Annotated in this window: 23 protein-coding genes and 1 riboswitch; of the genes, 15 read left to right on the top strand and 8 right to left on the bottom strand. The window is 64.5% G+C overall.

What is annotated here, in order from left to right; translation table 11 throughout:
- Positions 1-235 precede the first annotated feature (235 nt).
- Positions 236-913, top strand: coding sequence for a peptidylprolyl isomerase (locus AC1MH0_RS03170; protein ID WP_480964691.1), 678 nt, complete (start codon positions 236-238; stop codon positions 911-913).
- A 363-nt stretch (positions 914-1,276) separates the two neighbouring features.
- Here AC1MH0_RS03170 and AC1MH0_RS03165 read toward each other — a convergent pair whose 3' ends face one another.
- Positions 1,277-2,893, bottom strand: a complete 1,617-nt coding sequence (locus AC1MH0_RS03165; protein ID WP_480964690.1) for an NAD(P)/FAD-dependent oxidoreductase — start codon at positions 2,891-2,893, stop codon at positions 1,277-1,279.
- A 54-nt stretch (positions 2,894-2,947) separates the two neighbouring features.
- On the opposite strand from AC1MH0_RS03165, the gene cobO reads away from it, so the two are divergent.
- From cobO to cobS, 5 genes are all read left to right on the top strand, one after another.
- The gene (gene cobO / locus AC1MH0_RS03160) at positions 2,948-3,553 is read left to right on the top strand and encodes a cob(I)yrinic acid a,c-diamide adenosyltransferase (protein ID WP_480964689.1); all 606 of its coding nucleotides are present in this window, start codon (positions 2,948-2,950) and stop codon (positions 3,551-3,553) included.
- A gap of 165 nt (positions 3,554-3,718) precedes the next feature.
- Positions 3,719-3,914, top strand: a riboswitch (cobalamin riboswitch).
- Positions 3,915-4,086: 172 nt separating this feature from the next.
- Positions 4,087-4,494 (top strand): DUF1636 domain-containing protein, encoded by a 408-nt coding sequence (locus AC1MH0_RS03155; RefSeq protein ID WP_480964688.1) that lies wholly within the window; start codon positions 4,087-4,089, stop codon positions 4,492-4,494.
- Entirely contained in the window at positions 4,491-5,504 is a 1,014-nt protein-coding gene (cobT, locus tag AC1MH0_RS03150; RefSeq protein ID WP_480964687.1) for a nicotinate-nucleotide--dimethylbenzimidazole phosphoribosyltransferase, read from the top strand. The genes AC1MH0_RS03155 and cobT overlap by 4 nt, the downstream gene beginning before the upstream one ends.
- A gap of 11 nt (positions 5,505-5,515) precedes the next feature.
- Complete coding sequence (locus AC1MH0_RS03145) at positions 5,516-6,073, top strand: histidine phosphatase family protein (protein WP_480965660.1); 558 nt, start codon at positions 5,516-5,518, stop codon at positions 6,071-6,073.
- Positions 6,070-6,822, top strand: coding sequence for an adenosylcobinamide-GDP ribazoletransferase (gene cobS / locus AC1MH0_RS03140; RefSeq protein WP_480964686.1), 753 nt, complete (start codon positions 6,070-6,072; stop codon positions 6,820-6,822). The genes AC1MH0_RS03145 and cobS overlap by 4 nt, the downstream gene beginning before the upstream one ends.
- Here the strand turns inward: cobS and AC1MH0_RS03135 are convergent.
- The 3 genes from AC1MH0_RS03135 to AC1MH0_RS03125 are packed head-to-tail and all read right to left on the bottom strand — an operon-like array spanning position 6,763 to position 10,149.
- Entirely contained in the window at positions 6,763-8,256 is a 1,494-nt protein-coding gene (locus AC1MH0_RS03135; protein ID WP_480964685.1) for a cobyric acid synthase, read from the bottom strand. The two genes, cobS and AC1MH0_RS03135, sit on opposite strands and share 60 nt — an antisense overlap.
- Positions 8,244-9,182, bottom strand: a complete 939-nt coding sequence (gene cbiB / locus AC1MH0_RS03130) for an adenosylcobinamide-phosphate synthase CbiB (protein WP_480964684.1) — start codon at positions 9,180-9,182, stop codon at positions 8,244-8,246. The genes AC1MH0_RS03135 and cbiB overlap by 13 nt, the downstream gene beginning before the upstream one ends.
- The gene (locus AC1MH0_RS03125) at positions 9,175-10,149 is read right to left on the bottom strand and encodes an aminotransferase class I/II-fold pyridoxal phosphate-dependent enzyme (RefSeq protein ID WP_480964683.1); all 975 of its coding nucleotides are present in this window, start codon (positions 10,147-10,149) and stop codon (positions 9,175-9,177) included. Before AC1MH0_RS03125 ends, cbiB begins: the two co-directional genes overlap by 8 nt.
- A 94-nt stretch (positions 10,150-10,243) precedes the next feature.
- Here AC1MH0_RS03125 and cobU point away from each other — a divergent pair, with 94 nt between their 5' ends.
- On the top strand, positions 10,244-10,801 hold the full coding sequence (gene cobU, locus AC1MH0_RS03120; RefSeq protein ID WP_480964682.1) for a bifunctional adenosylcobinamide kinase/adenosylcobinamide-phosphate guanylyltransferase: 558 nt from the start codon (positions 10,244-10,246) through the stop codon (positions 10,799-10,801).
- Positions 10,802-11,126: 325 nt separating this feature from the next.
- Positions 11,127-11,864: a Crp/Fnr family transcriptional regulator gene (locus AC1MH0_RS03115; protein WP_480964681.1), complete on the top strand. Its 738-nt coding sequence runs from the start codon at positions 11,127-11,129 to the stop codon at positions 11,862-11,864.
- Between the two features lie 21 nt (positions 11,865-11,885).
- On the opposite strand, the gene AC1MH0_RS03110 is transcribed toward AC1MH0_RS03115, so the two are convergent.
- Positions 11,886-12,104, bottom strand: a complete 219-nt coding sequence (locus AC1MH0_RS03110; protein ID WP_480964680.1) for a hypothetical protein — start codon at positions 12,102-12,104, stop codon at positions 11,886-11,888.
- Positions 12,105-12,312: 208 nt separating this feature from the next.
- On the opposite strand from AC1MH0_RS03110, the gene AC1MH0_RS03105 reads away from it, so the two are divergent.
- Positions 12,313-14,160, top strand: coding sequence for a DNA cytosine methyltransferase (locus tag AC1MH0_RS03105; protein ID WP_480964679.1), 1,848 nt, complete (start codon positions 12,313-12,315; stop codon positions 14,158-14,160).
- A gap of 126 nt (positions 14,161-14,286) precedes the next feature.
- On the opposite strand, the gene AC1MH0_RS03100 is transcribed toward AC1MH0_RS03105, so the two are convergent.
- The gene (locus AC1MH0_RS03100) at positions 14,287-15,345 is read right to left on the bottom strand and encodes a hypothetical protein (protein ID WP_480964678.1); all 1,059 of its coding nucleotides are present in this window, start codon (positions 15,343-15,345) and stop codon (positions 14,287-14,289) included.
- Positions 15,346-15,722: 377 nt separating this feature from the next.
- Here AC1MH0_RS03100 and AC1MH0_RS03095 point away from each other — a divergent pair, with 377 nt between their 5' ends.
- Positions 15,723-15,860, top strand: a complete 138-nt coding sequence (locus AC1MH0_RS03095; protein WP_480964677.1) for a hypothetical protein — start codon at positions 15,723-15,725, stop codon at positions 15,858-15,860.
- A gap of 12 nt (positions 15,861-15,872) precedes the next feature.
- Here the strand turns inward: AC1MH0_RS03095 and AC1MH0_RS03090 are convergent, their stop codons facing one another.
- Positions 15,873-16,313 carry an HIRAN domain-containing protein gene (locus AC1MH0_RS03090; protein WP_480964676.1) on the bottom strand — a complete coding sequence of 147 codons (441 nt, stop codon included), beginning with the start codon at positions 16,311-16,313 and terminating at the stop codon, positions 15,873-15,875.
- 45 nt (positions 16,314-16,358) lie between these two features.
- On the opposite strand from AC1MH0_RS03090, the gene AC1MH0_RS03085 reads away from it, so the two are divergent.
- The 5 genes from AC1MH0_RS03085 to AC1MH0_RS03065 all read left to right on the top strand — a co-directional run bounded on the left by AC1MH0_RS03085 (position 16,359) and on the right by AC1MH0_RS03065 (position 18,189).
- Positions 16,359-16,508 (top strand): hypothetical protein, encoded by a 150-nt coding sequence (locus AC1MH0_RS03085; protein WP_480964675.1) that lies wholly within the window; start codon positions 16,359-16,361, stop codon positions 16,506-16,508.
- Positions 16,505-16,717 (top strand): hypothetical protein, encoded by a 213-nt coding sequence (locus AC1MH0_RS03080; RefSeq protein ID WP_480964674.1) that lies wholly within the window; start codon positions 16,505-16,507, stop codon positions 16,715-16,717. The genes AC1MH0_RS03085 and AC1MH0_RS03080 overlap by 4 nt, the downstream gene beginning before the upstream one ends.
- A 10-nt stretch (positions 16,718-16,727) precedes the next feature.
- Positions 16,728-16,913: a hypothetical protein gene (locus AC1MH0_RS03075; protein WP_480964673.1), complete on the top strand. Its 186-nt coding sequence runs from the start codon at positions 16,728-16,730 to the stop codon at positions 16,911-16,913.
- Between the two features lie 55 nt (positions 16,914-16,968).
- Positions 16,969-17,304 carry a hypothetical protein gene (locus AC1MH0_RS03070; RefSeq protein WP_480964672.1) on the top strand — a complete coding sequence of 112 codons (336 nt, stop codon included), beginning with the start codon at positions 16,969-16,971 and terminating at the stop codon, positions 17,302-17,304.
- A gap of 204 nt (positions 17,305-17,508) precedes the next feature.
- The gene (locus tag AC1MH0_RS03065; RefSeq protein WP_480964671.1) at positions 17,509-18,189 is read left to right on the top strand and encodes a PEPxxWA-CTERM sorting domain-containing protein; all 681 of its coding nucleotides are present in this window, start codon (positions 17,509-17,511) and stop codon (positions 18,187-18,189) included.
- A 67-nt stretch (positions 18,190-18,256) separates the two neighbouring features.
- Here the strand turns inward: AC1MH0_RS03065 and AC1MH0_RS03060 are convergent, their stop codons facing one another.
- Positions 18,257-19,687 (bottom strand): DUF1996 domain-containing protein, encoded by a 1,431-nt coding sequence (locus tag AC1MH0_RS03060; protein WP_480964670.1) that lies wholly within the window; start codon positions 19,685-19,687, stop codon positions 18,257-18,259.
- Positions 19,688-19,690: the final 3 nt, after the last annotated feature.

Below are 19,690 nucleotides of genomic sequence, written 5' to 3'. Positions count from 1 at the left end.
CGACGTTCCCCAACTGGGCCCCGGCCTCCGCCGGGGAGGTGCCTACTCGGACGAATGGAACTAAGCCGAAGCGCTCGCTGGTGCATGCTGAGCGGTGCAAAACGTACGTTGGTACCAACGGTGATCACCGGTTTACTCCACGTCACTAGATACCCCTCCACGCTTGCCTCGCCGCAAACGGACAGGTAGCCGGCCCCGATCGGTAAAGGCGTGAGTGATCGAAATGCGGCGTTTGATGATCGGCTTCGTAGCCCTTGCGGCCTTGGCCACGGCAGGAACGGCGCAGCCGGCAAGGCGGTCGGTACAGCGCGCCGAACCGGGACCGAAGCCGGGCCTTGTTCGCGTGCGCTTAGTCACGTCAGAGGGGCCGATCCTGTTAACACTCGACGCGCGCCACGCACCGAAGACGACCGCGAATTTCCTCGCCTATGTCGATGACGGCCGGTTCGACGGCACCGATTTCTACCGCGCGAGCCGCCAGAAGTCGGCCCCGAAGCTCGGCTTCATCCAGGCCGGCATCCGCACCGATGCGCGCCGGATCCTGCCACCGTTTCCGCTCGAGACCACGGCGATGACCGGGATCAAGCATCTCGACGCGACGATCTCGATGGCACGCGGGATGACCCCGGCGTCGGCGGGCGGGAATTTCTTCATCACGATCGGGCCGGCGCCGGTGATGGACGCGCGCGCGGGGTATCCGGGCTATGCGGCGTTCGGGCATGTCGTCGCGGGGATGGACGTGGTGAAGCGCATCCTCGCCAAGCCTACGGGGGGCGGCATGGATGCGTTCAAGGACCAGATGATCCTGAAGCGCGTGGCGCTGGTCAGTGCGCGGCGGTTGGACGGGGTGGCCAAGCCGACGGGGTTGCCACGAGCTTGGTTGATCGAGACGGGGCCGCAACGGCGGAAGTGAGTTGAGGGCGATCTGAAGTTTGTCGGATCTTAGGGTGAATTGCCACGATCGCACGCATTGCCATCGAATATGCTAGGCCTGTCGAACGCGACGGCCTTCCGCATTCCCCACCTCCCCGGCGAAGGCCGGGGTCCAGTTGCGAAGGCCTGAGCACCTGAACGCCGGGCGCAGTTACCACTGTTTCCCAACTGAGCCCCGCCCTCCGCCGGGGTGGGGTGCTCCAGTTTGATGCTGATGGTCATGCTTCAAACCTAAATGCCACAACCGTCTATGTTACCCCGCGAAGACGGGAGCCCAGGGTCACGACTGCCAACGTTTGTGGCTCCTGGACCCCCGCCTTCGCGGGGAACAGTAGCGTCCGAGTCAGGCCGTCAGGCTGAGCGCAACAGCCTCCGCCACCTTGATACCGTCGACCGCGGCGGAAAGAATGCCCCCCGCATAGCCAGCGCCTTCGCCCGCCGGGAACAGGCCGGCGGTGTTGAGGCTGACGAAATCGTCGCCTCGCGTGATCCTGACTGGCGATGACGTCCGTGTCTCGACGCCGGTGAGCACCGCGTCGGGATGGTCATAGCCAGGAATCTCACGCCCGAACGCAGGCAGAGCCTCCCGCAACGCAGTGATCGCAAACTCCGGCAAACACTCCGACAGGTCGGTCATGTGGACGCCCGGCTTGTACGATGGGATCACCGACCCGAGCGCAGTCGACGCGCGGCCTGCGAGCAGGTCGCCGATGCGTTGCGCGGGCGCCTTGTAGTTCGAACCGCCGGCGACATAGGCGCGCGATTCCCAGTGGCGCTGGAGTTCGATCCCGGCGAGCGGGTGGCCGGGATAGTCGCGCTCCGGGTCGATGCCGATGACGATCCCCGAGTTCGCGTTGCGTTCGTTGCGCGAATATTGGCTCATGCCGTTGGTGGCGACGCGGCCCTCTTCGGAGGTCGCGGCGACGACGGTACCGCCCGGGCACATGCAGAAGCTGTAGACCGTGCGGCCGTTTTTGCAGTGGTGCGACAGGCTGTAGGCCGCCGCGCCGAGATCCGGGTGGCCGGCGCATGGCCCGAAGCGTGCTTCGTCGATCCACGACTGTGGATGCTCGATGCGGACGCCGATCGAGAAAGGCTTGGCCTCGACATGGACGCCCCTGGCATGGAGCATCTCGAACGTGTCGCGCGCGCTGTGGCCGACGGCGAACACGACGTGGTTGGCCTCGAGATAGTCGCCGGTGCTGAGATGCAGGCCGCGGAGTTGGCGGGTACCGGCTTCCTTGACGATGTCGAGACCGTCGACGCGGGTCGAGAAACGGTATTCGCCACCGAGTGCCTCGATCGTCTCGCGCATGCTCTCGACCATCGTGACGAGGCGGAAGGTGCCGATATGCGGGTGCGCTTCGGTGAGGATTTCCGGGGGCGCGCCGGCCTTGACGAACTCGGTCAGGACCTTCCGGCCTAGATGGCGCGGGTCCTTGATCTGGCTCCAGAGCTTGCCGTCGGAGAAGGTCCCGGCACCGCCCTCGCCGAACTGGACGTTGGATTCGGGGTTGAGGACGCTCCTGCGCCAGAGGCCCCAGGTGTCCTTGGTACGCTCGCGAACGACCTTGCCGCGGTCGAGGATGATCGGGCGGAACCCCATCTGCGCGAGAATCAGGCCCGCGAAAAGCCCGCAGGGGCCTGCGCCGACGACTACCGGGCGGGGGCCGGTGTAGTTCGGGCCTGACTTGGTGACGAAGCGATAGCCGGTGTCGGGCGTGCGCTGGACGTGGCGATCCTTCCTGAAGCGCGTGAGGACGGTGTCCTCGTTCTTGAGCGTGACGTCGACCGAATAGACGAGCTGGATGTCCATCTTGTCGCGGGCGTCGTGTGCGCGCCGCGCCACGGTGTAGCGGATCAGGTCGCGCGGAGTGACGCGCAGGCGGTCGCGGATCGCGGCAGGGAGCGCTTCGTCGGCGTGGTTGAGCGGCAGCTTGAGGTCGGTGATGCGGAGCATGCCGCACGCTCTAGCGCCGCGCGGCGCGATCCGCCATCGGGGGCAGGAGAGGAGATGATCATGCGGACCGACGACGAGCAGAATGCCAAGAGCGCCAAGCGGAAAGAGGTCCAGGACCGGATCGTCGCGAGCAAGACGATCGAGAAGGGGCTGATCATCGTTCACACCGGCAAGGGCAAGGGCAAGTCGACCGCCGCGTTCGGCATGGCGGTGCGAATGATCGGGCATGGGCGCAAGGTTGGCGTCGTGCAGTTCGTGAAAGGCGCGATGGCGACCGGCGAGAAGGCGATCTTCGACGCGTTTCCGGATCTGTGCGAGTTCAAGCCGATGGGAGAGGGGTTCACCTGGGACACGCAGGATCGCGCGCGCGATATCGCTGTGGCGCGCGAGGCGTGGGACGAGGTGAAACGGATGGTTGCCGACCCGTCCTATGCGATGGTGGTCGCGGACGAGCTGAATATCGTGCTGCGGTATGACTATCTGCCGGTCGACGAGGTGCTGGCGGTGCTGGCGGCCAAGCCTGAGATGACCCATGTCGTGGTGACCGGGCGGAACGCGCCGGATGCGCTGATCGAGGTGGCGGACCTGGTGACGGAGATGACGCAAGTGAAGCATCCGTTTCGGTCCGGAGTGAAGGCTCAGGCGGGCGTGGAGTTCTGAGCCCAACGTCATGCCGGGCGCGTTCCGGCATCCACGGTTCCGCAAGCTCGGCGGTGGTAGGTATGCGGACGGGTGGACCCCGGAACTAGTCCGAGGTGACGGAGTGATTGGGACGGGTGCCTTCAATCATCGGGTGTTGTCTTGCGCCTCTTCATCCGCCCGCGTAACGCTCGACCTGCGACAGGTTTTCCCGAGGCGGCAACGCTTATGGAAATGAAAATGGGAACGGGAAACACCCGGCTGCCCCTGCAACTGTACGCGGCGAGCCATCGTGCCTCATGCCATTGGGATGGTCCCGAGAAGGCGGCGCGGCCGGCGTTGACCCGCGAGCCAGGAGACCTGCCCGTCGCGGTCGTCTTTCGTTTGGCCAGGGTGCGCCGAACGGACGGGTAACACCCCGAGCGACGACATCGCTTCGCGTCGCGCGAAGGCAGGAGGCGTGCGCCTCTCGCCCTTTGCGCGGTGCGGGACCGACTGTCCCAAGGGGTTCCTATGCCAATTTCACGTCATTCTAAGATCGTCCGGGTACGGACATGCTGAAGCCGGTCGAGGACGGCGTCGCGGTGGTCGCGTGCAATACGTGTCGCCATTCCGCGGACTCGCGCGATGACGAGCAGGGCCAGCGTGGCGGCGCGCGGCTGGTCAGTGCGCTGAAGGCGGTGCAGGCGAGCGATCCCGCCTATGCCGACGTAGCCGTGCAGGAAATGCCGTGCCTGTTCGCGTGCCAGGATTTCTGCACCATCCATCTGCGCGCACCTGCCAAGGTCGGCTATGTGCTCGGCCGGTTCGAGCCCACCGAAGACGCCGCGCGCGCGATCCTCGATTACGCGCGGCTCTATGGCGAGAGTGCGTTCGGGCAGGTGCCGTTCAAGCAATGGCCGCAGGGGGTGAAGGGGCATTTCATCACCCGCACGCCGCCCGCCGGGTTCGTGGTGGAATGACCTTTTTTCCGACGACCGGGGCATTTCTATCGTCCTTGAGCGCGTTGCCGGAGCCCGACGAAGCCGCTCGATCGGCGGCGGTGACGCGGCAGGGGCAACTGACCAAGCCGCCGGGTTCGCTCGGGCGGTTGGAAGAGATTGCCGTCTTCATGGCCGGCTGGCAGGGCCATGAACGCCCGCGGCTCGATCGCGGCCGGGTGGTGGTCTTCGCGGGTAATCACGGCATCGTCGATCGCGGTGTCAGTGCGTTTCCGGCCTCCGTCACCGCGCAGATGGTGGCCAATTTCCAACATGGCGGTGCGGCGATCAATGCGCTGTCGCGCGCGGCGGGGCTCGATCTCAGAGTCGTCCCGCTCGATCTCGACCGGCCGACGACCGATTTCACCGTCGCGCCTGCGATGTCGGAAGAGGAATGCCTCGCGGCGATCAACGCGGGCGCCGCCGTCGTTGCGGACGCGCCCGATCTGATCGTGCTCGGCGAGATGGGGATCGGCAACTCGACCTCGGCCGCCGCGCTGTGCCTCGCCAGCTTCGATGGCTCGGCACGCGACTGGGTCGGGCCCGGTACCGGAGTCGACGACGACGGCATGGCCCGCAAGATCGCGACCGTGGAGGCCGGGCTGGCGCTGCACTGGGACGCACTGACCACCCCGTTCGAGACGCTACGCAGGCTTGGCGGTCGTGAACTTGCGGCGATCGCAGGCGCGGTCCTCGCGGCGCGTCTCGCTGGCATACCCGTCATGCTCGATGGCTTCATATGCTGTGCCGCGGTCGCGCCGATCGCCGCTGCGTGCCCAAATATCCTCGCGCATTGTCTTGCCGGCCACGTGTCGGCCGAGCCCGGTCATGCGCGCCTGTTGCGGGCATTGGACCTTGATCCCCTGCTGTCGCTAGGCATGCGGCTCGGCGAGGGAAGCGGTGCGGCCACCGCGACGTTGCTCGTTCGCGCGGCGCTGGCGGCGCACGACGAAATGGCGACCTTTGCCGAGGCGGGGGTCTCGGTCGCGTGACCGGCTCGCACATGCTGTACCTGATGCGGCATGGCGCTCCCGTCCGCGAAGGCCTGTTGCTGGGGCGAACGGACGATCCGGTGACGGAGGCTGGCGTTGCGGCGTGCGTCGCTCGAGCCGGGGGACTGGAGGTTGCCGCGATCATCTCGTCCGACCTGACGCGTACGCGCGACTGTGCGATGGCCATCGGCCGTGCGCGAGGCATCGTCGGCACGGTCGATCGACGATGGAGTGAACTCGACTTCGGGGCGTGGGACGGGTTGCGGCCCGCCGATATCGATCCCGCTGCCTTTACGCGGTTCCACGACGATCCGGACGCCGCCCCGCCGCCGGATGGTGAGCGATGGTCGTCGTTGCTGGACCGGGTCGGCGATGCCCTCGCGGCACTTCCGCCGGTGCCGACGCTGGTCGTGACGCATGGCGGCGCGATCCGGGCGGCGCTCTCGGACCTGTGCGGGTTCGACCGGCGCCAGACATGGGCGTTCGACCTGCCCTATGCCGCGCTCGTATCGCTGCGCATCTGGCCAGGGCCGGACCGGACGGCGCAGATCGTCGGGCTGGCGACGTGAAGCGCCTGATCGTCGCGTTCGCCTTCCTGACGCGCCTGCCGATGCCGCGGGTCGAGGTCGGAGCGGACGATTTCGCGGCCGCGATCCGGTTCTATCCGATCGTGGGGCTGGCCATCGGTGCGCTGGTCGCCGCGGCCGGTTGGGCAGGGGCGTTGATCGACCCCTGGACCGGGGCGTGCGCCGCCTTGCTGACCTGGATTGCCGTCACGGGAGCGTTGCACCTCGATGGACTGGCGGATCTCGCCGACGGGCTGGGTGCAGCACATGGTGACCGGACTCGCCTGCTCGCGGTCATGGCCGATCCGCATATCGGGAGCTTCGGCGTCGTCGCGATCGCGGGCCAGATGATCGCCAAGCTCGTGTTGCTGCACGCGGTCGGGCCGACAGGCTGGTGGCTGGTCGCCCTGGTGCCGTTTGCGGCCCGGATGGGGCCGCCTGCCTGGGCTGTCCTGTTGCCGCCGTTGCGGGCCGGCGGATTGGGCGCGGCGGTTGCCGGCGCGGTTCGCACGCGTGATCTGGTCGGTTGGGGAGTGGTCCTTGCGCTGACCGCGGTGGCTGCGCCGGGCCTGGTCGCAACGCCGATTCTCATCCTTGGGGCAGCAGCGTGGCTACGCCGCAAGCTGGGCGGCGTGACCGGCGACGCGCATGGGGCAGGGATCGAACTGGTCGAGACGGGACTGCTACTCGCGTCAGCCGCCGCCGTTGCCGTCGGCGTTTCGGCCGGCGTTCCGGCCGGCGTGCTGGGCTAGGTCGAGCATCGCATCGAGATCGAGGTGGCGTTCGAGCGTCGCGGCGATCGCATCGAGCGCGGCATCGATCGATGCCGCGTGGTCGGGTCCGACTGCATCGACGCCCAACCGCGCCAGCCACGCGGCGCGTTGCCCGGCAAGCGCGAACAGGCCGTGGACGTAGCTGCCGTGGACCAGCCCGTCGGCGCTCGTCGCACCCTCCGCGCTGCCGTCGACACGGTGGCCGACGGGGCGGCTCAGGTCGAGCCCGGTCGTCGCTCCCATGTGCATCTCATACCCTTTGAAACGTGCACCGTTCGCGGTCCCCTCGATCCGTTCGAGCGTCTTGGTCGGCGTGAGAACCGTGTCGATATCGAGCAGCCCTAGCCCGGCGATCGTCGTCGCCGCGCCTTCGATGCCGTGCGGGTCGGCGATGCTGCGACCGAGCATCTGGTACCCGCCGCACAGCCCGAGGACCGGCCGGCCGCGACGGTGATGCGCGAGGATATCGATGTCCCAGCCCTGCGCACGGAGGAAAGCGAGGTCGGGGATCGTGGCCTTCGATCCTGCAAGGACGATCATGTCCGCCTCGGGGATCGGCGTGCCCGGAGGGACCATCACGAGCGCGACGCCGGGTTCGAGCCGAAGCGGATCGAGGTCGTCGAAATTGGCGATCCGCGGTGTGATCGGGCAGGCGATCGTCACGCGGCGTCGGCTGGTTGCGGAAGGGCGCTCGAGTATTACCGCGTCCTCACTGGGTAGGCGCGCGGCATCTGGCAGCCACGGCACGACGCCGTAGCCGCGCCATCCGCTGCGCGCCTCGATCGCTCGATACCCGTCGTCGAACAGCGCCGGATCACCGCGGAACTTGTTGACGAGGAAACCGTGGATCATCGCCGCATCGGCGGGGTCGATCACCGCGCGCGTGCCGACGATCGAGGCGATGACGCCGCCGCGGTCTATGTCGCCGATTAGGATCACGGGGACTTTGGCGGCGCGCGCGAAGCCCATGTTGGCGATGTCGGCGGCGCGCAGGTTGATCTCCGCCGGGCTGCCCGCACCCTCGACGACGACGAGATCGCAGCTTGCCGACAATCGCGCGAAACTGTCGAGCACGTCGACGAGCAAGCCTTCGCGACCCTCCCGCCAGAGCGCCGCGGCGAGCGTGCCGCGGACCCGCCCGCGGACGATCAGCTGCGAGGTACGGTCGCCCTGCGGCTTGAGCAGTACCGGGTTCATGTCGACGGTCGGCTCGACGCGACACGCGATCGCCTGCGTCGCCTGCGCGCGGCCGATCTCGCCGCCGTCGGCCGTGACAGCCGCATTGTTCGACATGTTCTGCGGCTTGAACGGGCGGACCGACAAGCCGCGATTGGCGAACGCGCGACACAATCCCGCGACGAGGACGGACTTGCCGACGTCCGAGCCGGTGCCCTGGAGCATCAAAGCTGCCATGCGATTGCTCCGGCCATGACGAGGAGTAGGACGCAGGCCCGGCGATAGATGCCGAGCGCCGCGCGAAGGTCGGTGGCCGTCAACTCGTTGCGGCCGTCGCCGATATAGGACTTGGCGACGACGATGCCGTCATAGGCGATCGGTCCGGCAAGGCGGAGGCCGAGTGCGCCGGCCATCGCCGCCTCGGGCCACCCCGCGTTGGGCGACGCGTGATTGCCGGCATCGCGGATCATCGTGCGCCAACCGCCACCGCCCGCGACGCAGAGCAGGACGCCGCTGAGTCGTGCGGGGATGAGGTTTGCGACGTCGTCGGTCCGCGCCGCCGCCCAACCGAACACGCGCCACCGCTCCTCGCGGTGTCCGATCAGGCTGTCGGCGGTGTTGATCGCCTTGTAGGCCCACAGGCCGGGCATTCCGGCGACGAGGAGCCAGAACAGCGGCGCGACGACTCCGTCGCAGACGCTCTCAGCGAGGCTTTCGATGGCGGCGCGGGCGACCCCGGCTTCGTCGAGCGTCGCGACATCGCGGCCGACGATCATCGCGATGCGGCCGCGTGCGCCTTCGAGGTCGCCGGCTTCGAGGGCCCGTGCGACCGGCACGACATGGTCGTGGAGGCTGCGGATCGCCAGCCCTGGCGCCGCCATCAGGGCGACCGCGATCCAGGCCACGGGGCCGAACACCAAGCGCGCGACTGACGTTGCGGCGAGCGCCACCCCAACGGCTGATGCGACGAGTGCGAGTACCGTGACGACACCGGTGACGCGGCGGGTCGTGTCCGACAGCGTGGGTCGATTCCAGCGGGTCTCGGCCCAACCGATCATGCGCGCGAAACCGCCGACCGGGTGGCCGATCCGCGCATACAGCGGTGCCGGCCAGCCGATCGCGGCGTCGATGATGATTGCCAGCGCGGCGACCGGCTCAGACATTGCCGAGCGCTTCGTCGAGGCGTGCGAAGGCGTCTTCACCGCCGGGGACGCCTAGCCTCAGCCAGCGGGGCGAGTGATCGAAGGTGCGGGTCAGGATGCCGGCTCGTGCAAGATGTTCGAACAGGTCTTGCGCCATGTCGGTCTCGACCAGCCGGAACAATGCGCATTCGCCGCGGGCTTGCAGGCCATGGCCGGACAACATCGCGTCGAGCCTCGCGGCGCGTTCGACGATCGAGACCCGCGCGGCGGCGATCCATTCGGCGTCTTGGTAGGCGGCGATGCCATAGGCCACGGCGTGCGCCGAGATCGGCCAGCTACCGAGCCGCCGGCGCATCGCGACGACGTGGTCCGGCGGCGCGATCACGAACCCCAGTCGCACGCCGGGCAGGCCGAAGAACTTGCCGAACGACCGAAATACGATCGCGCGGTCGTCGGGACCGAGCAGGGGGATGAGGCTCGTTCCGGGCAAAATGTCGGCGAACGCCTCGTCAACGACCAGAAAGGCACCGTTGCGCGCGATCCGAAGCAGGCTTTGCGGCATGTCGTGGCGGCCATCGGGATTGTTGGGGTTCGCCAGCATCAGCGTGCCATCGGCGACCGTATCGATCGCGCCCCGTGCTATCGGAGCGGCGTCGTCGATCGCTTCGGCATGCGTGGCGTAGCTCGGAACGACGAACCGGACGGGGCTAGGCAGGTCCAGCGCGGCCAGCGTTCGCAGGCCGAGTTCGCTGCCGGGCAGCGCGACGACGCGGTCCGCGGTCGTTCCGAACACCGCAGCCGCCGCGGCTTCCAGTTCGGCGATCGCGGCGGGTGAGGGAAGGCTGTGCAGGTCGACCGTCCAGACGCGCTCGGTAGGCCAGGCGCAGGGATTGATGCCAGTCGACAGGTCGAGCCAGGGGCGCGGCGCATCCGGGTAGCGGGCGGCGGCGAGATCGATCCGTCCACCGTGGATGCGTAGGGCGTTCATACCGTCTTTCACTCGGATCCGCGGGCTTTCGCTTGATCTTCCGAGCGTCATCGTCATTCCGGGCACATCGAGCAAGTGCGAAGGAGACGGTGGGATGCAATCGGTCGGAGCACCGTTCGGGAGAAGCCTGTTCGTATTGGGCGGCGCGCGCTCGGGGAAGAGTCGCCATGCGCAGGCGGTGGCCGAAGCTGCGGCCGCTGACCAGGCGATACGGCTCGTTTATATCGCGACCGCGCAGGCGTTCGACGACGAGATGGAGGACCGGATCGCGCGCCACCGCGCCGACCGCGACGGTCGGTGGCGGACCGTCGAGGCTCCGCTCGCGCTCGGTGAGGCGCTGGTACGCGAGGATGGGCCGAACGTCGTGATGCTGGTCGATTGCCTGACCCTGTGGATATCGAACCTGCTGCTCGCCGACGAGGCGATCGCGGCCCGCGTGGATGACCTGGTCGAGACGATTGACCGGTTGAAAGGCCGCGTAATCCTCGTGTCGAACGAGGTCGGCCTAGGCATCGTGCCGGATAATCTGCTGGCGCGGCGCTTCCGCGATGCTGCAGGATTGCTGCACCAGCGGATCGCCGCGCAGGTCGATACCGTCGATATGGTGATGGCCGGGTTGATACGGCGTTGGAAGTCTCCGGCCAGTGTTTGAGCCGTTTAAAATGACTATCGCTTAGAAATCTTACCCGGATCAAGTATTCGTGAATAATGGTGACGATCATTTGTTCGGTGTATAAACTTAATCTGGCTCTTAGCGGATCGGATTTTGGCAACGTGATTGATGACCGCGGAAACCCGTGATTTCATTTTTATTTGCGAAATCCGAAAATTGATTGGAGCAAATTGGCGGTATGAAACATTAATTAAAACATTCCGTCTCCGGTTATGTTAAAAGAGATTATCGCCAGCCGATTTTTTGGGCCCTGACGACCGAGAGATGCATGTGCTCCCGCCCCGATTTCTGCGGGATTACACTTATGGCTACGACGCCCAGCCCCCTGGCGCTGATGGTTCGCAAGTTGGAAACGCACGCGATGCTCGATGACGGCGACCGCAAGGCGCTGCTTGCGCTGCCGTACACGCTGCGCACGTTCGAGCCGTCCTCCTATCTCGTGCGAGAAGGCGACGCCCCTGATCAATGTGCGGTGTTGCTCTCGGGGTTCGCATATCGCCAGAAACTTACGGGAGCCGGAATGCGACAGATCGTCTCGCTCCATATCCCGGGCGAGCCGCTCGACTTCCAGCACCTGTTCCTCGATGTCGCGGATCACAACGTCCAGACGCTCACGCGCGCGGAGATTGCGACGATCCCGCGGTCGGCGCTGCGCGAACTGGCGCGGAGCCGTCCGGCGATCGGCACCGCGATCTTCGTCAACACGCTGGTCGAGGGCTCGATCTTCCGCGAATGGATCCTCAACATCGGTCGCCGCGATGCCCGGTCGCGGCTTGCGCACTTCCTGTGCGAATTCGCGATCCGTCTCGACATGCAAGGGCTGACGGGGGCCGAGGGCTACGAGCTACCGATGAGCCAGGAGCAGCTCGGCGATGCGCTGGGGCTGACGGCGGTGCATGTGAACCGGACGATCAAGTCGCTCGAAGCGGATGGGCTGATCGGCCGCAACCGCCGCCGCATCAGCTTTCCGCAATGGGACGCGTTGCGCGAACTCGCCGACTTTTCGAGCCGCTACCTGCATCTCGCGCAGCAGGTCAACTAGTCTCCTAGCGCGCCGTGGAACCTAGCGTTGATGGGCGTGGTCGACCGAGTCGATGATCCGCCCGCCGGCCATGAAGACCGCGATCGGACAGACGGCGAATAGAAGCCAGCCGCCGTATCCGGGATATTGCTGCAGGTAGTGCATCCCGCGTTCAACCGCGCCGACCCCGAGGCCGTAGATGACGAGAAAGGCCTCGAACTTGGTCTTGATGACGAAGAGGCGTGCAAAGCGGGTCCACATGCGAGCACCGCAGCAAGATGCGTACCAGTGGCGGATCTCTGCCGTTCTCGTTGCTGCGAACGTAGTTAACTGTAAGTTAACCCGACAGGGCAGAACTCTGCGCTTCTGACGCGAGAATACCGGAAAACCTCCGCTGTTTCCACCGAGACAAAGGGTGTGAAATGGAAAACTGTCAGAGCCTCATTCCAGTTAATTTGCGGTGCCCGGCATGAAGACGCCGGACATGCTCGACGGCGTGATTAGCGCCGCCATCCCGTTCTATCGGGATTACTCGATCGGCATAATCGTTGACAACTTCGCGGGCGGGGGCGGGGCCTCCACCGGGATCGAAGCGGCGACCGGACGCGACATCGATGTGGCGATCAACCACGACGAGGAAGCGATCGCGATGCACACCGCGAATCATCCGCGGACGCGCCACCATTGCCAGAGCATCTGGAGCATCGACCCGCTAGACGCGGTGACGATCGATGGGGCGCCGCAGCCGGTTCGGCTTGCGTGGTTTTCGCCGGACTGCACGCATCATTCGAACGCCCGCGGCGGGAAGCCGCGCGAGAAGGGTATCCGCGATCTCGCCTGGGTCGTCGTCTCATGGGTCGAGCGGCTCGGTCCGAAGCTCAAGCCGGCGGTCATCAAGGTCGAGAACGTCGAGGAGTTCCTTACCTGGGGCCCGCTTGACGATGAGGGCAAGCGCATCCCCGGCCGGAACGGCGAGGAGTTCGCCAAGTGGGTCGCAGCGCTTCGTAAGCACGGGTACAAGGTCGATTGGAAGGTGCTGAAGGCGTCGCGTTACGGGACGCCGACGATCCGCAAGCGCCTCTGCCTGATCGCCCGGTGCGACGGCATGCCGATCATCTGGCCGGAAGAGACGAACGGACCTGGCACGCCCGCGCCGTACCGCACCGCCGCCGAGTGCATTGACTGGTCCATCCCTTGTCCGTCGATCTTCCTGACGAAGGAAGAGGGTCGCGCGATCGGTGTGAAACGTCCGCTCGCTGACGCGACGATGGCCCGGATCGCGAAGGGCATCCAGCGGTACGTCATCGACGCTGCGCAGCCGTTCATCGTGAACCTGACGCATCACGATACGTCCGACAGGACCGAAGGCGTAGATGAGCCCTTCCGCACGATCACCGGGGCCAACCGAGGCGAGAAGGCGCTGGTCGTGCCGATCGTCTCGTATGCCCAGCAGGGCGGCGGCAACCGGAGCGTCGAGGATCCGATGCACACGATCTGCGCGTCGACGAAGGACCAGAACACGGTGATCGTCGGCCATATCACCAAGTTCCACGAGGGATCCGTCGGGCACGCCGCGGACGAGCCGCTGCATACGATCACTTCGAACAGCTACATCAAGCGCCCAGGTGGAAACGTGCCGCTTGGCATCGTCGCCGCCACGATCGAGCGGCAGTTCGGCGCCAGCGCCGGGGCCTCGATCGCCGAGCCGCTTGGCACGGTGATGGCAGGCGGGGGCGGCAAGAGCGCGCTGGTGACGGCATTCCTCGCCCAGCACAACACCATGCCGCACGGCGGTATCCACGCGGGTCATAGCGCCGAAGAGCCCATGTCGACCGTCACGACAACGGGATCGCATCAGGGCGTGGTTGCCGCGCATCTGATCAGCTTGAAGGGATCGGACCGGCGCGACGGATCGGTCGAAGAGCCCGTTCCCGCGATCACCGCCGGCGGGCTTCACGTCGGCGAGGTGCGGGCGTTCCTGCTAAAGTACTATGGCGGCGAGAGCAGCGACGAGGGGCACGACGTTGATGCGCCGCTCGGCAGCGTGACGACGCGCGATCGCTTTGGCCTCGTCATGGTCCAGGGCGAGCCGTACGAGATCGTCGACATCGGTATGCGCATGTTGACGCCGCGCGAACTGTTCGCCGCGCAGGGCTTCCCCGCCGACTACATCATCGATCCGATCGGGCCGAGCGGGAAGCCGCTGACGAAGACGGCGCAGATCCGGATGTGCGGCAACTCGGTGTGCCCGCCGCTCGCCGCCGCGCTGGTCCGCGCGAACTATCTTCAGCCAGTGGCAGCGGAGATCGCAGCATGACCGAGAACCTATGCGCCTTGGTGAGCGCTCGTTTGCGCCGTCCCGGCACCTATCGAACTGACGCCCTTGTGACGCGTTCGGTGGCGGGCATTATACCCCCAGGGATATCCCCACGCGTGGGGCGGTCTACATGTCTACCGCCCAGGTTTGCTCGGGAACGTCCCCGGCGGTGGTGAGCCGCTCACGGAATGCCTCCGATGTCTTTAAACCGAACCCGCTTTGATCGGCGAAGAAGCTGAACCCGCTGTCATCGCCTGTGTACGTTATCAGAGAGTTAATGGATTTTGTGCGATCAGACATGATAACATGGATCACCATATGACCATCGTAAATGGGGTGGGGTGAATCTTCTGGTTTAAGTGGATCTCGGTTCAAAAGGTCTGCAACGACGGTTGGAGTAAATTGATAATTATTTCTTGTTGAACCAACAACTTCATCTACTCTACAAATTATGAGGTGGTTGCGGACATACCTCGAAAAAAGAAGAGGATCTCCTGCGAGGAGCCGTCCTTCGCTATCACAGCGCCACAATTTTACTCCATACGGAAGCTTCTCGAACCCAGCGCGGCTCCGATACAGGAATTCTAGCCATCCACCCCACATTTCGTCGAGCCGTTCATCTGACCTAGCTTCTACAATGAAGTGCGCCGTCGCACGGGCCATCATAATCGCCATAGGAGCACTCATTGCGTCATAGACGGCAGGTTGATCGACGGTCGTTTCGAAGTAAAACTGATCGCGGCCGGAACCCTTATAAGTTAGAACGCCATCTCGAAAATTCTCACTCTCGCAGCGATGACTCCACGTTGTAACTGTATCTCCATCGTCGCTGTAAAGGTAGTTCAATGACACGGACTCGGCCTCCTCAGTATCCAGAGGCCAAAGATCTGCGAAACACTCGTTTGTCACCGGTCGTGATCCGTCGCCACCTGCTTCCGCTAAAGCGGCAATAGCTGCTTCGGCTGCAGATTTTCGACCCGACCATTGTATGAGGGTCTTACCCATAACCACAGATTTTTGGGAGACGCCGGCCACGACATAGTTGCCGCATCTGTGGCGTATACCTCCCGGTCGTAATGGCAAGCGAACAAGCGGCGGGCGCTCCGCAGTTCTCATCGACGTCAAAATGTCTGAAATGCCGACCAGTCCGACTGATGGACTTACTAGCGTCGAAATTAACGTCATGGCGGCCCTCCCGAATCGGTTCAGTTATCCTGCTTTCTGTTCGGGTTTAACGCAACTAAACAGTAAAGCCTCGTAGAGATCATTCGGCGCTGAGGTGAAGGGCAGGGCGCTATGTTGCCGCCATGGCTCGACCTCCCCGCGGCCAAGGTGCATCGTTTCTGCTGGACTGGTCGCCGCGCCGCATGGGCATGACCTTACTCGGCACCGCTCGATCGAAGCCTCGATGAGCGGCCGGAAGCGCTGGACCCACCTCGACCAGATGGTCGGCGCCGGGACACTTGCAGCCGAATCCGCCCACTTGCGACCAGATGGGCATTGTCGCACCATCGTAGGGCCGGTTCCGGGAACGATCCCAACCGCTACAAGGAAACCCTTCGATGAATATCACACCGCCCGGCCGAGCAGCGTCACCGAATTCCGGCGTAGAGCAACTTCTGAAAGAGCAGAACCGGAAGCTGACTGATATCTACGACGTACTGGCGCGCATTGCGGCCACGCTCGAAGAGCGGCGATAGGCGACAATTCACTTAGGCTCCGAACTCTGGCCCTTCCTCATCAGGATAGAACGCGTGGGGATCGTACACCGGTCGCTGCGCCGGCCGCATCTGGCGGGGAGGGGCGGGCTTCGGAACATCAGGGACCGGGTCGGGCAGGGTAGGTAACCCGCCTCCGAACCGGATCCGGATATAGGCCCCGTTCCCGTGCATCGCCTGGAAGACCGCAGTCGCGTCGTCTTCCTTCATCCGCTTGCCGATCAGGGGCGCACGCTCGGCGCTGACGTAGCCCAGCTGCGTGCCGCGATCGCTGAAGATGGCAACGGCGTTCGCGTCGAACGGGTTCTTCGGCTCGAGGCGTAGCTCGACGACGTCACCCGGGGCGCAGAGCATGCACTCCATCCGCCTGTTGCTCTTCGACTTATCCTCGTTCGGAAAGTCGATGCCGACAATGGAGGTGGTGAGTTCGTCCATGCAGATAGTTTGCCCGAATCGGTCGACCGCGCATAGGCTCTGCGAATGGACACCCCACCACTGCGGCTCGACGTGATCGAGTTCCTCGACGATCAGAGCCTGCTAGAGGAATACCAGCGGACAGATGGCGAACCTGGGAATCCCCTTGCCGATGATCTGCTCGCGGAGATTAACCGGCGTAACCTCGACATATGACGGTCCGCAAGATCGTCTACACGATCCCCGCGGATGCCACGAAGGACGTCGCCGTGTTTGAGCACGACCTCGGCCCCGACGTGATTGTTCAGGTCCGCAGCGAGCGCGGTCGCGTCCTGAAAATGCGTGTAGATGTCCTGCCAGGTCGGGTACTGGTTCACTTCAAGGATGGGACGAGTGAGCAGCTGAAGGTCGTGATCATTGGGTAATGCATCACCGATGAGCGACCGAGACGTGATGGTGAAGGCCGGCGAGATACTCGCCCAGCACGGCGCGCTTACCGCGGACTATATTATCGAGCAGATGAACGAGGTCCTCGGCGATCGTGTAGCGGTCGAGGACTGGCGACGGGTCGCCGCTGCGGTCGACGAGATCACCGGCGCATCGTCAACCGGGGCGAATTGAGAACAAACGCGGAACGGTGTAGGCAGCACGGCTGACGAGTCGGAGCCGTGTTACCGTGTCCAAGCCTAACCGAACGACTTTCATCGCCTTGGTGGTGATCGACGATGCGATCAGGAAGCTGCAGTCGGAAGGCCCGTTGAAACTTCCGCAGCATGGCCTGCGCCTGGCGCTGGCGTACCTCTACTCCACCTGCTTATCGAAAAACCGCGACCCGTTCGACACGCTGTGGCTCACCCTTCTGGGTCGCGACCGTCATCCGCCAGAGTTCCGAGTGACATGGGCGGGAACACAGTTCGCGCGGATCTGTCAGGACATCGAGGTGCGGCAGGACATCGCCCTTGGCGAAGCTATGGCGCGAATTAGGGCCGATAAGCTTGTGACGCCGAGCTAGCCGTTTGCGCCGCAGCGTCATCTCTGCCTTGATGAGTGACGACGCGGTATCATCTGCGATAACATCTATGCTTAACAAAAAGGCCAATCGTTCCAGTATGATACGAGTTTAGCATTGTAAGAATCGTACGGCGCATTTTAGTGAACGGGAGGTTAACAGCGCCTCCAGCCCCGCTCCTGTGCGTGGCAAGATGGGGGATAAATTATGAGAACTTTGTTGTCTGTCGCCGCAATTTTGATGTCGGCAGCTGGATTACCTGCTGCGGCTCATGCAAGCTCAAGCATCGACAATCCTTCGAGTGGCGGCGGCGTCGGTAGTTGGGGCCCATCAAGCGGCCAGTCATACGGGCAGGTGTTTAGTGCGCTTGATACCGTACTTACGAGCTACACCCTGAATATCGGGTCAAGCTCCGGCTTTTCATACGTTAGCCAGATCTTTGCATGGAACGGCTCTGGCGTAACTGGATCAGCCCTATTCACCAGCGGTATTCAAAACACGCCGCTGTCCCGAGCAGATGTGACTTTCAATCCCGGCGCTTTCGTAACTAACGGTTCGCAGTACATTGCGCTAGTCACGAATCAGCCAGGTGGTAACCCCTTTGGGGGCACCGGTGCCGGCTCTATGGGGACTGGCACGGCCTCGAGTGGATTTGTTTTCACGGGGAACGCTCCGGTACAAGGCAACTCTTGGGCTTGCACGACTGGTTGCGGTATCTCCGCTAAATTCCACGCAGACTTTGCTTCCGCCGCACCGGCAGTTCCCGAGCCCGCCACCTGGGCGATGATGCTTCTCGGCATGGGCGTGGTCGGCTTCGCCATGCGTCGCCGGATCAAGGTGTCGGAAGTGAACTTCACGAACCATGTGCGCGCGATCGCGGCTTCGTAAGCGACCAAATAGACTGACGACAGGCCGCCCCCTCGCTAGAGGGTGGCGGCTTTGTCATGTTCGCGGCTTAAAGCACCGGTGCCGCCATCAAACGCGAGGCGGCGCGATAGTCGAGCGTTCCGCGCTTCAGCATCGTACCGTCGCCAAGTTCGCCATCAGAGCAGTTGAGCAGTTTGCCGATGCACTCGCGGTTCCAGGTTTCGCGCGCCTTCGGTTCCCAGCCTTCCATATAGTCAGCGTGGAAGGTCGACCCGCCCGACATTCGCATGCCGGCCATCCGGTCCGATGAGAACCACACCTCGCCGTCGCTCTTCTCGATCGTGTAGACGACGCCCTGTGTGAGCTCCGGGATCAGATACGGGTGACTGGCCGGACACCGAAGCTGCCCGGTCATCTGTCCGTAGGCCCCATGGGTCAGGTGCGAGCGGTGATCTGCGCTGTCGAGCGTGCCGGTCCAGCAATTGCCAAACCCGATCATTGCCATAACCTGGCCTGCCCCGCCGCAGTCGGCGATGGCCTCGCCGATCAGCAGGCGATGGTCGGACGGCCTGCCCGCCGTGATGCAGCGGAAGTGGAACGTGGAGTTTTCCGGCTGCTTCTCGCCCATGCGTTTCATGTCGAAGCCGGAGACGACGCGCAGACCGGTTGGCAAACCAGTGCAGCCCTTGGCCGCCTCCCTGAGGCACTCCGGATCATTATCGGGAAGGCGCTTGTAGTAGATCGAGATATAGTCAGGCTGAATGACCTTGCCCGCCGCAGTTATCAGCGCGGGCACCCAATAGGCTGATCGGTTCAACTGGTTCGAACAGGTGCTGTCGCCTGCTGCCCTCAGTGACGAGTATGTGCTGTCATATCGGCCGGCGGTGTTGCCGAACCACTGGTGAGGGTGCGGCGATCCACCCGCGATACCGGGGTAGAGGATCGGATCGTCGTAGTTCAACTGTCCCGCGTTGCAGATCATCCGGAAGGCGCCGACCACGTCCGGCTTGCCCGATGGTACGACCGCGTTGGCGCCAGGGGAGAGGAAGCTTGCCAGATCGAAGTTGCTTGCGATCGGCACAATGCTAGCCGGTAGCAATGGCGCGGCGACGGCTCGGCGCGCGCATCGCTTCACGACGCCGGGTGCTGGATCGCCGATCGTGTCGTTGTCGCAGCGGACGTCACCGAGGGCCGTCAGCCGCCGCGTCTGGTCGACAGCGCCATAGCGGACCTCGCCCCAGCCGGTCGCCTTGCATATCTCGCCCTCGCCCGCGCAGTCGACGAACTCGGATGCGGGATTTGGCCGTGGCGCGATCGCGGCGAGCCGATCGGTGCGGGCTTTTGCCGCCGCGGACGCGAGCGCTCCGGCGCGGCCGAAGCAGTCGACGTCGGCCTGCAACTTCGTCGCGTCGGTCGAGGTTGCCAAGCGGTTCGAAGCCACCGACGAGCAACCGCTGATTGTCTGCGCGGAGGCCGGACCGATCAGGAACAGCGATGCGAGCATGATTAGATAGCGCATGGT

The sequence above is a fragment of the Sphingomonas sp. AP28 genome (assembly GCF_056680455.1).
The sequence above is the reverse complement of the archived record's forward strand: the minus strand, read 5'-3'. Positions and strand labels throughout refer to the sequence as shown.